This window comes from Paraburkholderia flava (genome assembly GCF_004359985.1).
Lineage (GTDB): Bacteria > Pseudomonadota > Gammaproteobacteria > Burkholderiales > Burkholderiaceae > Paraburkholderia > Paraburkholderia flava.
The window spans coordinates 652933-675160 of sequence record NZ_SMRO01000001.1; the positions used below are offsets into that span (position 1 = coordinate 652933).

The window sequence follows — 22228 nt, forward strand, 5'->3', positions numbered from 1 at the left end:
CGCTGCTAGTTGTTTCGCAAAACCCGCACCCTCAAACATTTCCCCCCACCGTCCTTAAACTCTTCCACTGCCCCTGCTGCACCTGGAACAGCGTATAAGGCGGCTTGATCAGATCGCCATGCGGATCGAACTCGATCTTGCCCGTCACACCGGTGACCGTCACCTTCGGCAGCACAGCAACGATCTTCGCGCGATCGATCGAGTTCGCTTCGTGGATCGCCTTGATCATCGCGAGCGCGGCATCGTACGCAAAAGGCGCATACAGTTCGACGTCCTGGTTAAAGCGCGCTTTATAGCGCTTCGCGAACTCCACCGCCGACGGCAGCTTGTCGAGTGCCGGGCCCGGCTCCAGATCCTGGGTGCCCTCGCCCGAGCTACCCGCGATCTGCAGGAACGCATTGCTCTTCAACGCGCCCGCGCCGAACAGCATCGTCTGCATGCCGAGCGAACGCATCTGCTTGACGAGCATCGCGCCCTGCTCGTCCAGGCCGCCGAAGAAAATCACGTCGACGTTCTTCTGCTTCAACGTGGTCAGGATCGCGCGAAAATCCACCGCCTTGTCGTTGGTGAACTCACGGTCCACGACGTTGCCGTTGGCCTCCTTCGCGCCCTTCGCAAACGCGTCCGCGAGCCCCTGGCCGAAGGCGGTGCGGTCGTCGATGATGCCGATGCGCTTCGCCTTCAACTGCTGGACCGCGAAGCGCCCGGCGATCACGCCGCCGATGCCGTCGTTGCCCATCGTGCGGAACACGTTCGCAAAGCCCTGCTGCGTGAGCGCGGGATTGGTCGATCCCGGCGTGATCATCGCGACGTTCGCGTTGTGATAAACCGCCGACGCCGGAATGCTGCAGCCCGAGTTGTAATGGCCAATCACGCCGACCACACCATCATCCAGCAGCTTCTGCGCGACCTGGATCGCCACGCGCGGATCGGCCTGGTCGTCCTGCACGTCGAGCACGAACTTGACGGGCTTGCCGCCGATCGTCGGATTGCGCGCGTTTTCCTCGTCGATCGCGAGCTGCGCGCCGTATTCCAGATCCTTGCCGACGCGCGCCACTGGGCCGGTGAGCGGCCCAACGAAGCCGATCTTGACGATCTCGGGATCGGCGCCATACGACGGCACGTGCGCGCACAGGGCCGCGAGAGCCAGTGCGAAAACCAGGTTGCGGCGGTTCATGGTGTTTCCCCTATGAGCAGCTATTGCTGTGGTTGAATCTGTGGTTGAAAGCGGCTGTGGTTAAAAACGACGTGGACTGTATGGCGCAAGATCCATCGGGCTCCCGCGGCCCGCCACCAGATCGGCGACGACGCTGCCGGTGACGCCACCCAGCGTCACGCCCAGATGCTGATGCCCGAATGCGTAGATGACATTGGACGACGCGCGCGATGTACCGATCACCGGCAAGCCGTCGGGCAGGCTCGGCCGGAAACCCAGCCAGTCGCTGTCGGGTTGTGCGAGACCCGGCAGCGCCTTGCGCGCCGAAGTCGTCAGCAGGTTCAGCAGATCGGCGTTGCGAGCGGGGCCGTAGCCGCCCAGCTCGACCGTACCCGCCGCGCGGATGCCGCCGGTCATCGGCGTCATGTAGAAGCCGCGTTCGGCCCAGCCGCACGGTCGCGAGATCAGGTCGGACGTGCCGGGGAAGCGCACGTGATAGCCACGCTCGGTATCGAGCGGCACCGCGTCGCCGCACTGGCGCGCGAACTGTTTCGATAGCGCGCCGGCGCAGACAATCGTGCGGGCCGCGTCGAATGTGCGGCCGGTGTGATCGACGAGTCGCACACCGTTTTGCGTCGGCTCGATGCGATCGATCGCGACGCGCTCGTGATACATGCCGCGACGCGTCATCGATGCATGCAGTGCCTGCAGAAACGCACGTGGATCGCTCAGAAACCAGCTGCCGGAAAACAGTGTCCCGTGCGCGAAAATCGGCGCGAGATTCGGTTCGAGTGACTGGATGCGCTCGCGATCGAGCGTGTCGTACCGCACGCCGAGCGAGCGGCGCAGCGCAAGCGAAGGCTGTGCCGCTTCAAACGACGATTCATTCGAGTACAGGTACAGGCATTCGCGTTCGCGCACGAAGTCCGACAGCGCGTCCATCTCCAGCATCTCGCGGTAGCCTTCGAACGCGCGCGACAGCAGCGCCGCCAGCGAAGCGGCACTGTGCTCGTAGCGTCGCGGCGTCGCGCTCAACAGAAAGCGCACGAGCCATGGTGCGAGCGTCGGCAGATAACGCCAGCGGATGCGCAGCGGGCTGGTCGGCGAGAACAGGAAGCGCGGCAGATTGCGGAACACGTCCGGGTTGTTGACCGGAATGCACGCATAGTTCGCGAACGTGCCGGCGTTGCCGTACGACGCGCCCTCGCCCGGGCCCTGCGGGTCGAACACGGTGACGCTGTGTCCTTCGCGGAGTAGCCAGTGCGCGCAGGACAATCCGACAAACCCTGCACCGATGACAGCGACGTCGGCCATTATTTCTTCCAGTGCGTGGCGGGTTCGTCGAAGTGCCGGCGCATGTTCGTCGGCGTCTGCGACGGCTTCGCGGCACGCGCTCGCGAGTGCCGCGTCAACAGGAACGCAAGCGACACCACCGCGACGCTGCCGAGACTCGCCAGCAGCTGGCTGGCGAGCGATCGATCGAAGCCCATCGCAATCAGCACGCCCGCGATCGCCGCGACCACGGCATACGAGAGCCACGGAAACAGCCACATTTTCAGCGTCAGACGCTGCGGCTCGCTTGCTTCCAGGCGACGGCGAATGACGATCTGCGACACCGCGATCGACAGGTACACGAAGAGCATAATCGCGCCCGACGCATTCACGAGATAGAGAAACACACCCTGCGGCGACACGATCGCCGCGACGATCGCGACATAGCCGACCACGCTGCTGGCGAGCACCGCGAGACGCGGCACCAGGTTCGGCGACAGCGCGAGCAGCGCACGCGGTGCGTCGCCGCGTTCGGCGAGCCGGAACATGATCCGCGACGATACGTAGAGGCCCGAATTTAGCGCAGACAAAACAGCGACCAGCACGACTGCGTTCATCATGTCGGCGGCACCGGGGATGTGCATCGTCTCGAGTGCGGCGACGAACGGGGAGTAGCCGACCTTGATCTGCGCCCACGGCACGACGCACGCGATCACGAAAATCGAGCCGACGTAGAACGTGATCACGCGCAGGATCACCGAGCGCGTCATCGACGCGACGTTGCGGCCCGGGTCGTCGGATTCGGCCGCGGCGATGGTCGCGATCTCCGCGCCGCCCACCGCGAAAATCACCGTCGGCACACCGGCGAATATCGACATCGCACCGAACGGCAGGAAACCGCGATTGCCGGTCAGATGATCGACCGTCTGATGCCACGAGCTGAAGCCGAACAGATAGCTCACGCCGACCACAATGAACACGATGATCGCAGCGACCTTGATCGACGCGAACCAGTACTCGAATTCACCGTACGACTTCACCGACAGCAGGTTCACAGCAGTCAGCACCGACAGCAGCACGAGGCCGATCACCCATACCGGTGCCGGAATCCAGCGCTGCAGAATGCCCGCGCCCGCCACCGCCTCCACCGCGACGACGATGACCCAGAAATACCAGTAGAGCCAGCCGTTCGTAAAACCGGCCCAGTTGCCGAGACCGATGCGCGTGAATTCGGTGAACGAGCCGACGCCCGGATTCGCGAGCGCCATCTCGCCGAGCATGCGCATCACGAACAGCACGACGATGCCGGCGAGCAGATAGCTCAGGCATGCGGCAGGTCCCATCGCGCTGATCGTCGCGCTGCTGCCGACGAAGAGCCCCGCGCCGATGATGCCGCCGAGCGAAATCATCGTCACGTGGCGCTTGCGCAGCGAGTGGCCGAGGTGGCGGGGAGCGGAATTTGAATCGATAGCAGACTGCGGATCCATCACGAGCATCTCCTCATGTACTACAGTGCGTGTTGCGTCGGCCAGGTCGCCGAACAAAACCACCCAATCATGCTCACACAAAACTTTTTTGTTCGCAAATAGAATTGCTTTGTGTGGAGATCGGTGATTTCCCTGAGATGCCTGACTGCTCACGCCAAAGATCAGGCAGAATGCGCTGCACGGCCGTGGTATAAGGATTTTTCTACGGAGACGGTCGGATCGTGCCACTCCCATTCGCAACCGGTCGGCAGAGTTTTGTATGGAGTTATTACTTGCATGAAAATCGACGATAGTCATACAAAAGACAGCACCGACATCCAGACAAAAGTGCGGCAAGCCACCTATCTGGAGGTGTCGCGCAACCTGGAGGAGCAGGTGCGCAGCGGCCGCTATCCGCCGGGCAGTCGTCTGCCGCCGCAGCGCGATCTCGCGCTCGAGCTGGGCCTCAATGTGTCGACGGTGTCGAGGGCGTACAAGGAGTTGCAGGCAAGAGGATTGATCGTTGCCAGCAAGCGACGCGGCTCGATCGTCACGGGCGGCGCGATGCCGGCGGTGACGACGTCCGCGCAACGCGGCGCGGGCATCGTCGCGGGCTCGGCGGACGGCAACTCGAACGCGGTCATCGACCTGACCGTCAACCGTCCGGCAACGGGCGAATTCCTGAGTCAGCTCGCGCGGACGATGGCGGTCATTTCACGCGACCCGCGTTTCCCGGAGACCCAGGAATACCAGCCGCCGCAAGGGCCCGAATGGGCCCGCGCGGCAGGCGCGCAGTGGATCGCCACGCCGGACTTCACGCCGCAGCTCGACGACATCGTCGTGACGAGCGGCGCGCAACATGGGCTGTACGCGGTGTTGAGCAGCCTGATGGGACACGAAGGCGTGATTCTCTGCGACAAGCTCACGTACTACGGCCTCAAGGCGCTGGCGCCGGTGTTCCAGTTCGAATTGATCGGGATTCCTAGCGATGACGACGGCCTGCTACCCGACGCGCTCGAAGATGCGTGCAAGCGGATGCGGGTCAAGGCGATTTTCACGGTGCCGAATCTGCAGAATCCGGGTGTCGTGACGATGAGCCTCGAGCGACGCATTGCGCTCGTCAATATTGCGCACCGCCATCATGTCGCGATCATCGAGGACGACGTGTATGGGCCGCTGCTTCGCAAACGCCTGCCGACGATTGCGAGTCTGTGTCCGGAGCTGACGTTCCACGTTGCGTCGACGTCGAAGATTCTTGCGCCTGGTCTGCGCATCGGCTTTCTGCTCACGCCGCCGCATGGTGCCGCGCTCGCGGCGGAAGCAGTACGCACGACCGCGTGGATGCCCGCGCCGCTGTCGACGCTGATCACGACGCGCTGGATCGAAGACGGCACCGCGCAGACGATCCTCGACGCGCAGCGCGAAGAGCTGAAGGCGCGTCAGGAACTCGCGCGCGGGCTGCTGCCGAAGGAACTGCTGAAGAGCGATCCGGCGTGCATGTTCGTCTGGTTGCGGGTGCCCGCGCCGTGGCGTTCCGACGACTTCGCCGCGAATGCGCTCGCGCGCGGCGTCAATACGATGCCGGCGTCGGCGTTCGCAGTCGATCGTTCGACGATCGAGCATGGCGTGCGCGTGAACCTCGCGTGTGCGACGTCGCGTGAGGAGTTGTCGAGGGCGTTGCAGGTTTTGTCGCGGACGTTGAGGGATCGGCCGCGGGCGTTGTATGGGACGATTTAGGGGGGAGAAAGTGTCGTTGGCACGTCATGAACCTGAGCGCATCCTGCATGGACTCCGATATCGCTTATCCTCTTGGTAAGGGTTTAGGTGCCTAGCCGTGAACTGCCGGGCCGGAGCTTTCTCATATCGTGTCTCCGGTCATACCGAAGATCGGTTCTTTCTACATCCAAGCATCAGGCTTGCGGTCAGGAATTTGCCCGACAACCGCAGACTGACTTCATCAGACAAGCAACCCTCATAGATCAAGGGCATGTTCGTGTTTTCGGGGATCTCGCCCACTGACATCAGTGAACCGAAGAGTTCGGTTCAGATATGTAAGTGTCGAGGCCACAATTAGTAACCTGTCGAGATAAAAATTGAAAAAAATCCTGTGGGTGAAATTCGGGTGGTCTGAGTACTATCAGGGTGGTGTAGTCAACGGCAACTTCGCATGGCTAGTTGAGAACGGTGAGAAAAATGGTGGCCGCGGGCATGAAGCTTTCAACTTCATGCCCATGAATGGAATTTACCATTGTTATGTACCACCTCACGCTGGCAGATATGCACCAACAAGTGAAGAACCCACTGGCTGGACTGTAATCTGTCTTGCCAAGCATCCCAAGCACCCTGGTGTTCACATTGTTGGTTGGTATGAGAACGCCACTCTGCATGGAGAATGGCTAGAACCCCCAGCCAACCTCGTGAAAAAACGTGGCGACACAGATCATTTCGCGTACGACTGGTCATACTGTATCACCAGCAAAACGGCCTATTTCGTACCACCTAAGTTCCGCAACGTACCTTTCTCGGATGATTCAGTTCGTCGAGCAAAATATATGTATCTCGTAGGTCCAGCGGTCAAAGTCGACGATACGAGACGTAGAGTTCTTGAGTTGCTTGAAGACCGCATTCGAACGCTACGTCCGTTCGCGATTGTCAATCCCAACGAAGAAGAGTTTGCCGATCCCGAACTTGACGCGGTCGACCCATTGAAAGGATTTGGTACCGCAGAACAACGAAAACGTGTCGAGCAGGCAGCAGAAAAAGCAGTCATCGCTCACTACGAGAGCAGAGGATTTGATTGCGAACGAGTCACACATCTTCCATGCGGATACGACTTCATCTTTTCAAACGGGCGGAAGACGTTGCACGTCGAAGTCAAAGGAACATCCGGCAACGTCCCACAATTTTTCTTGACCAGCAATGAGTATGCAAAGGGTCTGCAATCGGATCCGCATTGGCACTTAGCGATGGTCACGTCGGCCCTGAACGAACCACACGTTGTAATCTACGATGCGGCAGAGCTTCAGAAAATTTTCGATCTCGATCCGTACGTATATGTCGGGAAATTCGTTCCGTCAGTGATCTGACTAAAGAAACCGACTCCGGATAACCGACAGTCGTTGCTCTCGCTTTCTCGACAGAACGTCTTAGTCTCCCTTCTGTCGAGAAAGAGCAAAGCGAATACCGCTCGGTCCGGTCAGAGAAGCAGACGTTGGGTCGACTGTCTCTTCGTTCCAAGGTGATTGGACAGTATGCGTCCGCACTCGAATTGATGCGCCCTCAGAGTCCTGTGATCTGACGCGCACTCGTCGCTTTTCTCGTCGTCCCTTGGTTCGTTCGACGATAAGTTGATCGGCTTGGCTCCGGGCCCCACCTCTGTCCATATCGAGTACCTCGCGAGTAAAAGCAACCGTGTCAGACGGTACTTCTAGCGTCAAAGAAGTCAGCCGCTGGTATTCCACTTCGCTCTTATTAGATATTGGCTCGATCGGGTCTACTTCAATGGACCGATATTGAATATTGCGTAGCCACGCCTGGTCGAGTACCGAAAATCCAGCACGCGGCAATTCGTCGGCAATAATACTGGCGTCGGATTCCGAGTAGTCGGAGGGCTGTTTTCTTCCGTCAATGGCAGATGCTGTTTGCCACAGTCCTGCAGCCATCAGTTCTTTGGCGAAGGATATCCGATAGATAGCAGCCTCGATCACCTCCGGAGACAGATTTTCTAACTTTTGGATTCTAGAATCGACTTTAGGATCTATATACATTAGCAAGGCATCTTCTTTGCTCGCATGCTGAGGAATATAGATCCCGCCCACCATACTCGATGCGAATATCGTTCCGTTGGAAAAATTGTTCTTCTGGTCGATACCCGTCTCGAGGGCTGCGCTCAAATAGCTGGTCGAGGTTTGCGTACCTTTACACTCGAGCACATGCAATCGGCTGTTGGCATCGATACCGATGAAGTCCGGGCTTTTAGCCGGCCCTCGCTTACTCGGGTGCAATGATACGACTCCGACGAGGGAATCTAGCAGATAATTTGTATTCGCAAACGCTTGTATGCCATGTTGTTCGGCTAGATAGTGGCACACGAAGCCCATGCCAAAATCATCGGACATGACGGACATTTGGTGCGTATCAATCTCTGACCATACAGGTTTGAGACGCAAGCCGGAATAACGCTCCGAAATGGCACTGGCATACCTAAGCCATGCCCAGAAGGTAGAAAGATCGACTCCTGTGTACCTTGGGGGTGACGTCAATACCCCGATCCAAAGCAACGTCGTGAGGACATTACATTGCCATGTAGCGGTGTAGGGAAGGCTCGGCAGCAACCCAGCAGAGCCATGTTTATGACTTACTCGAATTTGAATTTTCTTTTGCATTGCTCCACCCCACTGTTCGATAGGCGAAATCATACAGAGAATTTAGCGGATCAATGTCATCGCCAGCGTAACCGCGTCATATCGGCTCACATCATTGCAATCCCTCGACGACCCATGAATTCTTTCTACGCTAGGTAGAAGCGAAAAATCGACTCAACAAAGACGCGCCATCTTGTATCGCAATAATGTTCGTGGTCACTTGTCTAACGGACGGTACGTCGTCCGACAGAAGCTCTTCTGCCAGCATCGCGATAACGCGATTCGCGAACATATATCTCTCGATACCATCGCTGCCAACAGCTTGGTGAATATATACTCCGTCGGCACTACCTACCGCTCAAATACAGCAAGTCATTGGCCATTTATGGCCGAACCCGGGCAACATGCGAAATCTCACGAACATTGAAGTGGAATCCGCAGCGGCGAACCACCGTGACCGACAGATATCCACCCGACGCACCACTCGCTTTACGCTTACCCGCCTGCCTCCAAAAAATCACCCCACCCGCCCCTCAAACCCCAGCAGCACGTTAACCGCATTCGTCCCAATCTCATCGACCATATAGCCACCCTCCATCACAAACAGCGTCGGCATACCAAGCGCCGCGATCGCTTCGCCGAGTCGAACGAAGTCGTCGGTGGCCAGCGCGAAGTGGCTGATCGGATCGCCCTCGAACGTATCGACGCCAAGCGACACGACGAGCAGATCCGGTGCATAGGTTGACAGACGTCGACCGGCATCAGCAAGCGCATCGCGATAACGCGTCCAGTCCGTACCCTTCGGCAACGGATAGTTCGCATTGAAGCCGAGCCCATCACCGCGCCCCTGCTCATCGGCGAAACCGGAGAAGTACGGAAACGACACGCTCGGGTCGCCATGCAGCGATACGAACATCGCGTCGGCGCGATCGTAGAAAATGTCCTGCGTGCCGTTGCCATGATGAAAATCGACGTCGAGTACTGCGACCCGGTGCGCGCCTTGCACAAGCCCGCGCTGCGCAGCAATCGCCGCGTTGTTCAGATAACAGTAGCCACCCATGTACTCATGCGCCGCGTGATGACCAGGCGGACGGCACAACGCAAATGCGCCACGCGCGCCGGCCGATACGACGTCCATGCCGGTCAGCGCGACGTTCGCGCTGCCGCGCACCGCTTCCCACGTGTGCGCGGCGATCGGCGAGCCGGCGTCCATCGCGTAGTAGCCGAGCCTGCCGTCGATGAACGCGGGCTCGATGTCGTCGCGCAATGAACGCACCGGCCAGACGAGCGGCAACGCGTCGTGCGTGCGGCCGGTCGCGGACCATTCGTCCCACGCTGTTTCGAGAAAGCGCACGTAGCGTTCGCTGTGCGCGCCGACGTAGTGCGAGCGGTCGTATGGCCGCGCGTCGATCACGTCGCCAAGACCGGTCGCGCGCACGCGGGCAAGCACGGTCTCCGCGCGCTGCGGATTTTCGAAGGACTTGGCAATCAGGCCGTCTTTGAGCTCGATGCCGTAGTGCAAACGATGCGTGTCGCTGAATACGGTAAGCATGGCAGTTCCCGCGAGATTGAACGAACAGTGTATCGACCGTTCGACGCACTTTGTTTGCTTTTCGATCTACCCGACCCTACACTTTTCGCACAAACAGACTACCGATACGAACCGATGAGAACGAATCGCCCTCCCACCACACTCGACACAACCGATCGGGCAATGCTGCGTCTGTTGCAGGAAGACGGCGGGCTGTCGAACGCTGCGTTGAGCGAACAGCTCTCGCTCAGCGTGACGCCGTGCTGGCGAAGAAGAAAACGTCTGGAGGACGAAGGCGTGATCCGCGGCTATCAGGCGAATCTGGACCGGCGGCGGCTCGGCTTCGATGTGCTGGCGTTCGTGCACGTGCGCTTCCAGTCGCATGGTGACAACGCGCCAGACCGCTTCGAAAAGGCGGTCGCGAAGTTGCCGGAAGTGCTGTCGTGCCACAAGGTGACCGGCGACGCGGATTATCTGCTGCAGGTGCTGGCCGCCGATCTCGACAGCTACGGCGATTTCGTCGAACGCGTGCTGCGCAAACAGCCTGGCGTCGCATCGATCCAGTCGAGCCTCGCATTACGTGAGGTGAAATCGACGAGCCACGTGCCGGTGCCCGACGATCTATCGCGTCCGGCGCGGCGTAGTTGAACAGCGTGGTCAGGCCGTAGCGTCGACGCACGCGCGCCAGACTTCCGCGACGATCGGATCGGCGGGATTCGCGGTGGTTGCATCGATAAACAGATTGGCCGACTGCAACTGCGCGGCGGACCAGGTCTGCGCGCCGTGCAACTGCCTCGCGATACGGCGTGCCTTGCGGGCGAACGTCACGCGTTCGAGCCAGCCCGCGTCGAGCGAACGACGCGCGAGCCAGATGCGCGCGGATTCGACCAGGTGCGCATCGGTGGACGGCGTGTCGTGCAGCACGACCGCCGCGAGTTCACTCACCGCGAGATAGCACAGCAGGTTCGTGGTGGCGCCAGTGGTCGGCGTGTCGTCGGACGGCATCGGGCTCGGTGGTTGAACTGCTTGGACTGCGCGTCCGCTCGTGCTTTTGTCGATGTGCATTGCTATCGCCGTCAGACTTGCAGCACGCGGCCATCGGGGCCGATCTTGCGTGGCAGGACCGGCAACGCGTCACTCTTTTTCGGCTGCGTGACGATGGGTGCAGTGGACTCGCTGGCGCCGGCGTGCCCGGTCACCCGCTTCGCGAGGCGCGGTGCCTGTGCGACGCTTTTCGGACGTGTCCCACTCGCACCATGACGCACCGGCGGATGCGCACGCGCCTCCGGCGGATTCCAGATTTCGACATACGTCTGCGCGTGCGCGGCCGTAGCCGCGCCAAAAAACAGTACTGTCAGCGCAAGCGCGCGGGCATTCATGATTCGCTCTCCGTTGCCTTTGTCTTCGTGGTTCTTGTTCGTGATTCATCGCGTACTTCTGATGCCTCGATACTCGTCAACGCCGCTTGCACGACATCGCAGTACCGACACATCGCCCATCGCAGCCCGCGCAAAAATACCGGTCGTGCACGCTGTCGTCTACCACCCAGCTGTTTCCCGATGCGCTGGCCGTGCCCGCCTCATGACCATTCTCCACCGCATGAAACGTCGCCTCGCCGGCCTTACCGCGCTGGATTGACGCATCGATTTCCGCTGCGCCGAACGCCGCCTTGAGTCGCGCGACGAACGCGGCCGTTTCGGGCATCGGGTGAACAGCAACGGGCTCCAGCACCCGTTCGAGGACAGGGGCGTTCATGGCAACGACTCCTTTTCGATGCAGCCAACCAGTTAAAAAAGTAGCGCTCAGTTACCTCTCAGTTATCCCTTTGGCATTTTCGTTTTCGGTGTAGGATACTGTACATATATACAGTGATTTTTGCAATCAGCCGATGCCCTCACCCACGCCTCATCCGGAAGATCTGCACCCGTCGCTCTGGCGGGCGTCGCAGCTTGCACGCCACACCGCGCGCACGCTCGACACCGGCTATGCGGCGCTGTCGGCGGAACTGCCCGGCGGCGGCTGGCCGATCGGTGCGCTGGTCGATCTGCTGGTCCAGCAGCCGGGCGTTGGTGAAATGCGGCTGTTGAGTCCGGCGCTCGGCGCACTCGGGGCAGCCAATGCCACCGGTAAGCGGCCCATCGCGCTGGTCCAGCCGCCCCATGTGCCGAACGGACTGGGGCTCGACTATATCGGCCTGCCGCTCAAGCAGTTGATGCTGGTCAACGCCAAAACCACCGGCGACGCGCTGTGGGCCACGGAACAAATCCTGCGCGCCGGCAGTTGCGGCGCGCTGCTGCTGTGGATAGAACGCGTGCCCGTATCGTCGCTGCGGCGGCTTCATCTGGCCGCACAGTCGTCAGATACGCTTTTCGTGGCGATGCGTCCGCTCGCCGCCGCGGCGGATACGTCGCCCGCGTTGCTACGGCTCGCGCTGCGAGCCACCGGCGAAGGTCTCGCCGTCGATATCGTCAAGCGACGAGGTCCGTTGCGCACGGACCCGCTGCCGCTTCCCCTTCAACCCACCCCTATTCTGCTTTCCCGTCATGCGCGCACTGCTCGCCGTTCACCTGCCCCGGTTGCAGCTCGAAGTCTTCAGGCCGAAGTGGCTGCCTGAGCCGGCGCACGGTTGCGCGGTACTTGAGCAGGACCGGGTGCTCGTCGCCAGCCGCGCCGCACGCACGGCCGGCATTCGCCCCGGCATGAAGCGCGGCGGCGTGCTCACGCTCGAACCCGGTGTCGAGATGTTCGAGCGCGACCCGGCACGCGAAGCCGATGCACAGCAGGCAGTCGCGGTCGCGTTGATGAAGTTCTCGCCCGAGGTCGCGCTGACCGAAGAGGCCACGATCATCGTCGACGTCAGCGCGAGCCTGCGTCTGTTCGGCGGCGTGCTGCGGCTGTGCCACGAAGCGAAGACGCTGCTCGCCACGCTCGGCTTCAGCGCACGCGTGAGTCTCGCGCCGACTGGCCAGGGTGCATGGCTGCTCGCGAAGCACGGCAATCGCCGGCTCCTGAAAATGCGCTCGCTCGAACAGCGGCTCGCCGCGCTGCCGCTCGCATCGGTCCCCGAGGTGCGGCCGTTTATCGACTGGTTTACCGGGCTCGGTTGCGAGACGATCGCCGACGTGCGCAGGCTGCCGCGCGCCGGACTGCAACGTCGCTGTGGCGAGCATCTGCTCGACTCGCTCGATCGCGCATTCGGCACCGCGCCCGAACTGTTCGACTGGCTCGAACTGCCGCCCGTTTTTTCTGCGCGCATCGAGTTGCCCGACCGCCTCGAGCACACTGAGGGCGCGCTCTTCGCTGCGCATCGACTGATCGTCCAGTTATGCGGCTGGCTCTGCGCGAAACAGCTCGCGGTCACCAGTGTGCAGTTGCTGCTCGAACATGAACGAGGACGCCAGGCCATTGCGCCCACTGAGATCGGCATCGCGCTCGGCGAGCCCGCATGGCATGAGGAGCATCTGGTCCGGCTGATCCGCGAACGGCTCGCGCGTGTCGAACTGGCCGCGCCCGTCATCGCACTGCGGCTCGACGCATCGCAGGTGCAGGCCGCCGCGCCCGCTTCGACCACGCTGTTCCCCGAGCCCGGCGGCTCGGCGGAAGATCACGCGCGGCTCGTCGAACTGCTGGTCGCGCGGCTCGGCGAAGAGAACGTGCTGCGTCCTGCGCCGCTTTCCGATCATCGGCCGGAAATCGCCAACCGCTGGGTGCCGCTCGGCCAGACTGTGTCGGCGGCGACGCAACACACATCGCCATCTACCGGATTGCCGCGCCCCACCTGGCTGTTGAAAAAGCCCGTGCAGTTGCTGATGCGCAAGGAGCGGCCGTTTTACGGTTCGCCACTGAAAATGGTTTCTCCCGGCGAGCGCATCGAGACCGGCTGGTTCGATGAACAACTCGTCTCGCGCGACTACTTCGTCGCCCAGGCCGACGATCAATCCTGCTACTGGATCTATCGCAAGCGCCCCAGTAGCCAGGACGACAAGGAACCCCACTGGTTCCTGCACGGACTCTTCGGGTGACGCGATGCAACCGTCCGCCCATTCGTTGCCGGCTTATGCCGAGCTGTTCTGCCTGTCGAATTTTTCGTTCCTGCATGGCGCGTCGCATGCGGAGGAACTGGTCGAGCGCGCGGTGCAACTCGGCTATGCAGGGCTCGCGATCACCGACGAATGTTCGTTCGCCGGCGCCGTGCGCGCGCATGTCGCGGCGAAGGCGGCCGGCCTGCCGCTTGTCATCGGTTCGTATTTCCGGCTTGTCCATGCGGACGGCTCACCCGCGTTCGGGCTGATCCTGCTCGCGCAGAATCGCGAGGGATACGGCAACCTGTCCGAGCTGATCACGCTCGCGCGCCAACGCGCGCCGAAGGGCGAATACCGGCTCACGCCGCAAGACCTGTCGCGACCCGAGCCCGAGTACGGCCATCTGCGCGGCATGCCCGACTGCCTCGCGATCCTCGTGCCCGAGTTTCCCGCGCATGAAGACAAACTGGACGCGCAACTCGAATGGCTCGGCGAAACGTTCCCTGATCGCGCAAGGTGCGGACTGATCCTGCATCAGCGCGCGATGGACGACATCCATCGCGGCGCCGTTGAATACGTCGCGCAGCGTCACAGCGTGCCGGTCGTCGCGCTCGGTCACGTCGTGATGCACGTGCGCTCGCGCAAACCGCTGCAGGACACGCTCACCGCGATCCGCATCGGTCGCCCCGTGCATGAATGCGGCTACGCGCTCGCGCCGAATGCCGAACAGCATCTGCGCTCACGGCTGCGGCTCGCGAATCTGTACCCGGAACACGCGCTCCAGGAGACCGTCGCCCTGCTGAAGCGCTGCTCGTTCCTGCTCAGCGATCTGCGTTACGAATATCCCGACGAGATCATCCCCGCCGGCTACACGCCGAGCGCGTGGCTGCGACAGGAAACTTATGTTGGCGCGCACCAGCGTTTTCCGGGCGGCATTCCTCATGACGTGCAGAAGCAGCTCGAATACGAACTCCAACTGATCGGCGATCTCGAATACGAACCGTACTTTCTGACGGTCTACGACATCGTCCGTTATGCGCGCAGTCAGAACATCCTGTGTCAAGGACGCGGCTCGGCGGCCAACTCCGCGGTCTGCTATTGCCTCGGCATCACCGAGGTCGATCCGGCGCGCGGCAACCTGCTGTTCGAACGCTTCATCAGTCGCGAGCGCGGCGAGCCGCCCGACATCGACGTCGACTTCGAGCACCAGCGGCGCGAAGAAGTGATCCAGTACATCTACAGCAAGTACGGCCGCGACCGCGCCGCGATCGCGGCTGCCGTGTCCACCTACCGGCCGCGCGGTGCGCTGCGCGAAACCGGCAAGGCGCTCGGCGTTGACCCGCAGATCGTCGATGCGGTCGCGAAGACGCATCACTGGTTCGATACGCGCGCGCAACTGCTCGAGCGTTTCGAAGAATGCGGACTCGACCCGAACACGCAGCTGATCCAGTTATGGGCGTCGCTCGCATCGCAACTGCTTGGGTTTCCGCGACATCTGTCGCAGCACTCGGGCGGCTTCGTGATCAGCCGCGGCAAACTCACGCGGCTCGTGCCGGTAGAGAACGCCGCGATGGTCGATCGCAGTGTGATCCAGTGGGACAAGGACGATCTCGAATCGCTCGGGTTGCTGAAAGTCGACGTGCTCGCGCTCGGCATGCTGTCCGCGATTCGCCGCACGCTCGACCTTGTATCGGAACGGCGCGGCGAGCGTGTCCACATGCAGGACATTCCTGCCGAAGACAAAGCTACCTACGACATGATCTGCCGTGCCGACACGATCGGCGTGTTCCAGATCGAATCGCGCGCGCAGATGTCGATGTTGCCGAGACTACAGCCGCGAGAATTCTACGACCTCGTGATCGAAGTCGCGATCGTGAGGCCGGGGCCGATTCAGGGTGGTGCTGTGCATCCGTACTTGCGGCGGCGGCAGAAGATCGACACCGTCAGCTATCCGAGCGACGATCTAAAGGTCGCGCTGGAACGCACGATGGGCGTGCCGATTTTTCAGGAACAGGTGATGCAGATCGCCGTCATCGCGGCGGGCTTTACACGGGGCGAGTCCGACGAACTACGCCGCGCGATGGCCGCGTGGAAACGCAAGGGCAACCTGGAGAAGTACTACGACAAGATCGTCAACGGCATGCTCGAGCGTGGCTACCAGAAGTCGTTTGCAGATGCGATCTTCGCGCAGATCAAAGGCTTCGGCGAGTATGGATTTCCGGAGAGTCACGCGGCCAGTTTCGCGCTGCTGGTGTACACGAGTAGCTGGCTCAAGTGCCATGAGCCAGAGGCATTTCTCGCCGCGTTGCTGAACAGCCTGCCGATGGGTTTCTATTCGTCGTCGCAGCTCATTCAGGATGCGCAGCGCCATGGAGTGACGGTCTTGCCTGCCGACGTCATGGTTAGCAATTGGGAATCGTCGCTGGAGTATCAAGCCGATGCTCAACGTCCAGCGGTCAGGTTAGGCCTCTCCCTTCTGCAGGGGATGCGTGTGGAGGCTGCTGAGCGCATCGGCTTGGCACGAACCGTTAAGGCTTTCTCGTCTACGGCTGATCTGGGAAGACGAGCTCAGCTGGATCGGCATGATTTTCATGTCCTGGCGAGAGCCAATGCTCTCGTGTCGCTGGCGGATGGACGACGGAGTGCCTTGTGGCAATCCGTCGTTGCCGTGCCGGATAAGGATCTTCTGGCTGCAGCCAGTGTGGATGATCAAACGCCTGACCTCGGATGCGCATCAGAAGGAGATGAAATACGGAGCGATTATCAATCCATGGGATTGACACTTCGACGGCATCCCGTGGCACTTTTACGGCCGCAGCTCGATGCGAAGAAGCTGATGCCCGCGACAACGTTGAACACTTATCCGAATGGTCGGCTCGCGCGTGGATGCGGGTTGGTCACCGTGCGACAACGGCCGGGAACCGCGAAGGGCGTGATCTTCATGACGATTGAGGATGAAACCGGGAACGTGAACGTAATTATCCGGCCCGTCCTGCTGGAAAAGCAGCGTAAGGAAGTTCTCAGTGCAGGATTGCTGGCGGTATTCGGCGTGTGGCAAAGCGTCGATGGCGTGCGGCATCTGGTTGCCAAACGCCTGGTAGATCTGTCGCATCTTCTTCGAGATTTGCCGACAGTCAGCCGGAATTTTCATTAGCGGGAAATCAGCATCCGCTCTCGGATCGCCAGATAACCGCGCAGTTAATCGCTCGCGACCTCGACAGTCCATTCCCGCAACGGGACTATGACGTTTCAGGGCATCGTCGCTTTCAAAAACACAACTTCATGCATGTAACAAATTATGGGTACTCCCAAAGAGACTTCGATGCGTTAATCGATACTGAATCGCCAAACATAACGACGCCACACACAAAGGGAAATATGAAAGGCAAAAGGAAGACTTTCGGTTTCGGTACTGTTGTCGCATCGTCGCTGATAGTAAGTCTGTTGGCCCTGTCCGGATGCAACAAGACCAGCCCGACAGATGCAACCAACGCAGCGGCATCCGCTGCCTCCGCCGCTTCCGCCCCGCAACCGGCCTCGGCCGCAAGCCCTTATACGCCGCCGACGGCGGATCAGCTCGAGCAGATGGTCGCACCGATCGCGCTGTTCCCCGACAAGCTGGTTGCTCAGGTGCTTGCCGGTTCGACCTACCCGGACCAGATCACCGCAGCTAACCAATGGCTTGCACAAAATCCGTCGCTGAAAGGAGATGCTCTGCAGAACGCGGCGAACCAGCAGCCGTGGGACCCGAGCGTGAAATCGCTGACCGCGTTCCCTGCCGTACTGAGCCAGATGGCGGGCAATATCCAGTGGACGACCGCGCTCGGCGAAGCCTACGTGAACGACCCGAACGACGTGATGAATGCGATCCAGGTCATGCGTCAACGGGCGCAGCAAAACGGCAACCTGAAGACATCGAAGCAGATGGCGGTTTCGACGGTTGCGCGCGCGACTCCGGCACCGCAGGTGTACACGAACGAAGGCGACGAGCCACCTGTGTACGCAGGGCCCGCCGTCATCGCTCCACCGCCGCAGACCATCGTGATCGAGCCGACCCAGCCGGATGTCGTCTACGTGCCGGCCTACAACCCGGCCGTCGTGTACGGCGCGCCGGTTCCGGTCTATCCCGGCTACGCTTACAGCGCGCCTGCTTACTCGACCGGCGAGATCGTTACAGCGGGCGTGATCTCGTTCGGCATCGGCATCATCGTCGGCTCCGCGATCAGCCATCACCACGACTGGGGATGGCACTCGTGGGGGATGAACTGGGGCGGTGGTGGTAACGGTTATGGCAACGGCGGTGGCGGTGGATGGCATCGCCCGGCGGTGGTCTATAACAACACGACTTACGTGTCGAAGTCGACGACGGTCGTGAATCACATCACTAACGTCACCAACATCAACAACACGCACGTCACAAACAACTACGGTTCGACGAACAGCAACTTCGTGCGCAATAACACGGAGAACAACAATCAGGCGCGCCCGAACTTCGGCCCGGCGCAGACGAACGCGGCCCATGTGCAAGAGCAGGCACATCCCGGTGCTCCGATGTCGGTGCCGCATTTCACGCAGAACGACATGCGCCAGGGCGCGCGTCCGGCGCCTGCGCCCGCGCTGGAGGGTCAGCGCTCAGGAGATCTGCCTCGCCCCGGTGTGTCACGCGAAAATTTAGTCGAGGGACAACACCCTGCCATTGGCGCACCGTCGCCCGAACGCAATGAGCAGGTGCATCAGGAGCAAGCTGCGCGTGAAGCGCAAATGCACGCTGCGCAGCAACCGCAAGGCGAAAACGCGGCAATCGCCCAACAACGGCAAGAGCAGCAGAGGCAGGAACAACAGCGGCAGGAGCAGCAGACGCAAGAGCAGCAAAGGCAGCAGCAACAGAGACAGCAGCAGGCTGCTGCTGAACAGCACTCCGAAGCACAGCAACACGCGGCACAGATGAACCAGGCTCGCGAAGCGCAACATACTCAGGAAGCACAGCATGCCCAGGAGCCGCCTCGCCCGAATGTGCAGCCGCATCCTCAACCGCGGCCTCAACCGCAGCACGAGCATAGCAACGGCAATCGCGATGAGCATCCTCGCTAGTATCGACGGCCGGAGCGACCGCTTGAATCCGCGGTGAATGCTGGATTGATGTCGCGAGAAACGCGTGCTTTCGCACGCGTTTCTCGGGGCACATAGTATCGATTGCGCCCACGAACCTCTGCCATCACGGTGGGTTTCCATTCACCGCACGCAACTCGCGTGGGATGCGCGACGCTTCGTCAGTCCGTCGCGTCTGCGTGAGGCTTGACGACTGACGCTCAGCCGGAATTTTTATTAGCCTCGCGTATGGCGCATGCCATATACGTCACGCGTGTCATGAATCACGAATCGAACGGCTCGATCTCGAGAATCCCAGCGACGCGTTGCAGAATCCCCTCACGCCGCCACGCGATGTATTTCGCGTAGCAGGTCTGCTGCGGCGGGAAATGCGTGGGCAGCCGATGCCACTTCTCGCGATGCAGATGCACCCAGAGAATCGCATCGAGCAGCGGCCGGGCATCGCGACGCGGACGGCCACGCGACACCACGGGTTCCGGTGTGACGAAGAGATGTTTGACGCGCGTCCAGTCCGCGTCCGACAAGGGGATTTCAATCACGGCACTTATGGGAGCTGATGGAGAATTCAACGCTGGCGCATCGCGGAGTGAGGCGGCGATGCGCGCGGGTTACTTGCCGGGGTTAGCCGGCGGGTACCTGGGCAGAGGTGCGATTCGCTGCGCCGAAGATGAGGGCGGCGAAGACGACGGAGTTGCTCATCATGTAGCACGGGTTAATGTTAGTGGGCAAATAAAAAGGTTATTCAGAACACGAAGACAATGCATAGCGGGACTGGTTACGGCGCGTTACACAAGCGCTCGTCACTTCGAACAATGCGTGCAGGAACTCCCACTGCGGTCGCCCCGGCGGGGATATCGAACATGACCACCGCGTTTGCGCCCACTCTTGCACCTCGACCAATAGTGACGGGACCCAAGATGCATGCTCCCGCGCCGATCAGCACATCGTCTTCGATCACTGGAGCACCAGGACGCCCTCGCCCCCCGATCACAACATTCGGAGCAATCGTAATGTTGCTTCCCAGTACCGCCTGTTTGTGCACGACGATGCCAAGCCCTTGATATCCGAACGTCACATTTCTCCCTACCTGTACCGACGGAGGAAGCGAAACCGAGAACAGAGTCCGGTTCACTACCTTGAGCAACCAAGGGAGAAATGGCACGTTGAAGCGATATAGCAGATTCGAAATTCGATAAACAAAAATCATATTCACTCCAATACCCGTACGCCAAGCATTCTCGAATCGAAATCGCGCGCGCCGGTCCCGGTCGGGGATATACAGGCGACGGGCTACGTGCAAGACATACAGGTGTATCGCGCGATTCGCCTGTCTAAACTATTTTCCCCGTCCACCTGTACTCCAATGAAAGACCGACGCGATGTGTGCCTGCAGCAGCATCAAGGCAAACTTGTTATTCGTCACGAAATAGCGTCTCCACATCCGTCGAGGCTCCTGCATTACGCGGTAGGCCCATTCGAGACCACTGCGCTGCATCCATCGCGGCGCACGCCGCACTTTCCCCGCAACGACGTCAAACGTTCCACCCACACCCATCACGAAATCAACACCGAGGCTATCTTTCCAACGATTGATGAAATTCTCTTTTTTCGGCGACGTGATCGCTACAAACAGCAGTCGCGCACCCGAGCGACGAACCGCGTCGACGACCGATTCCTCATGCTCCCAGAAGTATCCGTGATGATGACCCGCGATCTGGAGCGCAGGATATCTGGCGGCAATGACGGATGCGGCACGCGATACGACATCTTCCGTCGCACCCAGCATGAAGATCGGAAATCTGCGTGCCTCGGCCATATCCAGCAATCGGTCGAAGAGGTCGATGCCCGCCACCCGTTCTGCAACCGGTATGCCCATCAAACGCGCACCCAACACGACCCCCATCCCATCGATATTCACGATGTCGCAAGCACGCACCGAGCCGGCCAGTTCTATATCGTTTTGCATCTGCACGAGCTTCGCCACGTTCACGACAACGTGTTGCGTGAACTGCCTGGCAGCGATTCGCGCTTCGATCAGATCGACCGTTTCCTGCATCGATGCCACATCCATCGGGCACCCGAACATCTCAATGCGTTTCATGATCTTTTCCGTATGAGGAAGCGCTCAGTTGTCTGCCCTCGTTCCAACGCGGTTCGTATACACACCGATAGCGTAGAAAGCCCACGCCTGTGTCCATCGCAGGTAGTTGATACGATTCGCGAAAAGGGAATGCCGTTGATACATGAAACGCTGCTTTCCAGGCATATAAAGCGTTTCAATGGCTCGCTGCAAAACCTGCCGCGCCAGTTGTCGGTCCTCTTCTTCATCAGCGACCGTCAGCAACGTGATCAGCGCTTGCGCAACTGAATGTGTGTCGAGGGGCCAAGTCCTGTTGTTGTAGTACTTGACGGTGCCGTCGGGCAGAAAAAATTCCCGGCGATAGTACGCAAGCCCGCGATTGATCGCGGACTCGAACTGTGCGGTTTCCTGGGCAGCTTGCACGAAGCTAAGCGCCTCGAGGTTGTAGCCGGTGTGAAACCCGTCGACGAATGCGTGATGAGCACGCAGGCCATAAAACCATGAGCCATCAGCGCGCTGCATCGACACAGACTGACTCGCTGCCGTCAACGCACGCCGCCGCATACGCGTGTCGCCGGTATGCCGAGCCGTCTCCGATACCAGCGCCGCAGTCCATAAACTTGCGTTGTGGACAAATGCGGTCTCACCCGGAATATAGGCGTAGTAACCGGCCGTTTCATCGCCGAGATAAAGGCTGTCGAGAAACAATCCTGCATCAACTGCGGCATCGGTAAAGCGTAGATCATTCGTTGCCCGCCCCAAGGCGTGGAGCGCACGTGCCACGTAGCAGGTAGTGATCGCATTCGGCGTTCCCTTCGGTACAAAGAACGCGCGTGCGGCCCAGTCAAAGTGATAGCCCCATGCGCTATATCGCCAAACCGCGCGATCCGTGCGCTGCTCGAGCAACCACTCTCCGAGCTCTTCGGCCTCCTTCAAACTCATGCCATCCCGCGTCCTCTGCTCGCGCTGGAGCAAACCGAGAATGATCAGCGCGATACCTTTTGGATTTCTCTGCCGTGGTACGCCGATGAGACCGCGCAAGTTGATCGGACTGCGTTTGTGCAGTTGCAACCACGCAATGCTTGCAACCGGTAGCCGGCCTAAACCGGAGTATCGGAACAAGCCGCTGTTCAGTCCGTCAAACGGATCGTAGCCCGCATAGTCCGATTCCCGGCATTGCGCGATCAGCGCTTCGAGGATATCGACAGGATCGATGGAACCGTTCATC

General features: G+C 60.5%; 19 protein-coding genes. 7 read left to right on the forward strand and 12 right to left on the reverse strand.

Features of this window, described 5'->3' with window-relative positions; genetic code table 11:
• Positions 1-31: 31 nt before the first annotated feature.
• From E1748_RS02855 to E1748_RS02865, 3 genes are read right to left on the reverse strand one after another with little or no spacing between them, the layout of a single operon-like run.
• Entirely contained in the window at positions 32-1177 is a 1146-nt protein-coding gene (locus E1748_RS02855; RefSeq protein WP_133645635.1) for a branched-chain amino acid ABC transporter substrate-binding protein, read from the reverse strand.
• A gap of 60 nt (positions 1178-1237) precedes the next feature.
• Positions 1238-2470 (reverse strand): NAD(P)/FAD-dependent oxidoreductase, encoded by a 1233-nt coding sequence (locus E1748_RS02860; protein WP_133645636.1) that lies wholly within the window; start codon positions 2468-2470, stop codon positions 1238-1240.
• On the reverse strand, positions 2470-3915 hold the full coding sequence (locus E1748_RS02865) for an amino acid permease (protein ID WP_240766469.1): 1446 nt from the start codon (positions 3913-3915) through the stop codon (positions 2470-2472). Before E1748_RS02865 ends, E1748_RS02860 begins: the two co-directional genes overlap by 1 nt.
• 276 nt (positions 3916-4191) lie before the next feature.
• Here E1748_RS02865 and E1748_RS02870 point away from each other — a divergent pair, with 276 nt between their 5' ends.
• Both E1748_RS02870 and E1748_RS02875 read left to right on the forward strand, forming a co-directional pair.
• A complete protein-coding gene (locus E1748_RS02870; protein ID WP_133645638.1) occupies positions 4192-5631 on the forward strand; it encodes an aminotransferase-like domain-containing protein in 1440 nt (479 codons plus the stop codon).
• Between the two features lie 356 nt (positions 5632-5987).
• Positions 5988-6980, forward strand: a complete 993-nt coding sequence (locus E1748_RS02875; RefSeq protein WP_133645639.1) for a protein NO VEIN domain-containing protein — start codon at positions 5988-5990, stop codon at positions 6978-6980.
• 60 nt (positions 6981-7040) lie between these two features.
• Here E1748_RS02875 and E1748_RS02880 read toward each other — a convergent pair whose 3' ends face one another.
• Both E1748_RS02880 and E1748_RS02885 read right to left on the reverse strand, forming a co-directional pair.
• A complete protein-coding gene (locus E1748_RS02880) occupies positions 7041-8279 on the reverse strand; it encodes a hypothetical protein (protein WP_133645640.1) in 1239 nt (412 codons plus the stop codon).
• Positions 8280-8775: 496 nt separating this feature from the next.
• Positions 8776-9810 (reverse strand): histone deacetylase family protein, encoded by a 1035-nt coding sequence (locus tag E1748_RS02885; protein ID WP_133645641.1) that lies wholly within the window; start codon positions 9808-9810, stop codon positions 8776-8778.
• Positions 9811-9924: 114 nt separating this feature from the next.
• Between E1748_RS02885 and E1748_RS02890 the strand changes: the two genes are divergently transcribed.
• On the forward strand, positions 9925-10437 hold the full coding sequence (locus tag E1748_RS02890) for an Lrp/AsnC family transcriptional regulator (protein ID WP_133645642.1): 513 nt from the start codon (positions 9925-9927) through the stop codon (positions 10435-10437).
• A 9-nt stretch (positions 10438-10446) separates the two neighbouring features.
• Here the strand turns inward: E1748_RS02890 and E1748_RS02895 are convergent, their stop codons facing one another.
• The 3 genes from E1748_RS02895 to E1748_RS02905 all read right to left on the reverse strand — a co-directional run bounded on the left by E1748_RS02895 (position 10447) and on the right by E1748_RS02905 (position 11544).
• Positions 10447-10794, reverse strand: coding sequence for a hypothetical protein (locus tag E1748_RS02895; protein WP_133645643.1), 348 nt, complete (start codon positions 10792-10794; stop codon positions 10447-10449).
• Positions 10795-10865: 71 nt separating this feature from the next.
• On the reverse strand, positions 10866-11168 hold the full coding sequence (locus E1748_RS02900) for a hypothetical protein (RefSeq protein ID WP_133645644.1): 303 nt from the start codon (positions 11166-11168) through the stop codon (positions 10866-10868).
• A 76-nt stretch (positions 11169-11244) separates the two neighbouring features.
• Entirely contained in the window at positions 11245-11544 is a 300-nt protein-coding gene (locus E1748_RS02905) for a hypothetical protein (protein WP_133645645.1), read from the reverse strand.
• A 133-nt stretch (positions 11545-11677) separates the two neighbouring features.
• Here E1748_RS02905 and imuA point away from each other — a divergent pair, with 133 nt between their 5' ends.
• The 4 genes from imuA to E1748_RS02925 are packed head-to-tail and all read left to right on the forward strand — an operon-like array spanning position 11678 to position 18902.
• Positions 11678-12403, forward strand: coding sequence for a translesion DNA synthesis-associated protein ImuA (imuA, locus tag E1748_RS02910; protein ID WP_133645646.1), 726 nt, complete (start codon positions 11678-11680; stop codon positions 12401-12403).
• Positions 12333-13811: a Y-family DNA polymerase gene (locus tag E1748_RS02915; RefSeq protein WP_133645647.1), complete on the forward strand. Its 1479-nt coding sequence runs from the start codon at positions 12333-12335 to the stop codon at positions 13809-13811. Before imuA ends, E1748_RS02915 begins: the two co-directional genes overlap by 71 nt.
• Before the next feature lie 4 nt (positions 13812-13815).
• Positions 13816-16965 carry an error-prone DNA polymerase gene (locus E1748_RS02920; protein ID WP_133645648.1) on the forward strand — a complete coding sequence of 1050 codons (3150 nt, stop codon included), beginning with the start codon at positions 13816-13818 and terminating at the stop codon, positions 16963-16965.
• Entirely contained in the window at positions 16863-18902 is a 2040-nt protein-coding gene (locus tag E1748_RS02925; RefSeq protein ID WP_240766272.1) for a DUF3300 domain-containing protein, read from the forward strand. Before E1748_RS02920 ends, E1748_RS02925 begins: the two co-directional genes overlap by 103 nt.
• Positions 18903-19183: 281 nt before the next feature.
• Here the strand turns inward: E1748_RS02925 and E1748_RS02930 are convergent, their stop codons facing one another.
• The 4 genes from E1748_RS02930 to E1748_RS02945 all read right to left on the reverse strand — a co-directional run bounded on the left by E1748_RS02930 (position 19184) and on the right by E1748_RS02945 (position 22227).
• Positions 19184-19459 (reverse strand): transposase, encoded by a 276-nt coding sequence (locus E1748_RS02930; RefSeq protein ID WP_133645649.1) that lies wholly within the window; start codon positions 19457-19459, stop codon positions 19184-19186.
• Between the two features lie 236 nt (positions 19460-19695).
• Positions 19696-20127: a serine O-acetyltransferase gene (locus E1748_RS02935; RefSeq protein WP_133645650.1), complete on the reverse strand. Its 432-nt coding sequence runs from the start codon at positions 20125-20127 to the stop codon at positions 19696-19698.
• 129 nt (positions 20128-20256) lie between these two features.
• Positions 20257-21021 carry a WecB/TagA/CpsF family glycosyltransferase gene (locus tag E1748_RS02940; RefSeq protein ID WP_133645651.1) on the reverse strand — a complete coding sequence of 255 codons (765 nt, stop codon included), beginning with the start codon at positions 21019-21021 and terminating at the stop codon, positions 20257-20259.
• A gap of 24 nt (positions 21022-21045) precedes the next feature.
• Complete coding sequence (locus tag E1748_RS02945) at positions 21046-22227, reverse strand: glycoside hydrolase family protein (RefSeq protein ID WP_133645652.1); 1182 nt, start codon at positions 22225-22227, stop codon at positions 21046-21048.
• Position 22228 lies beyond the last annotated feature (1 nt).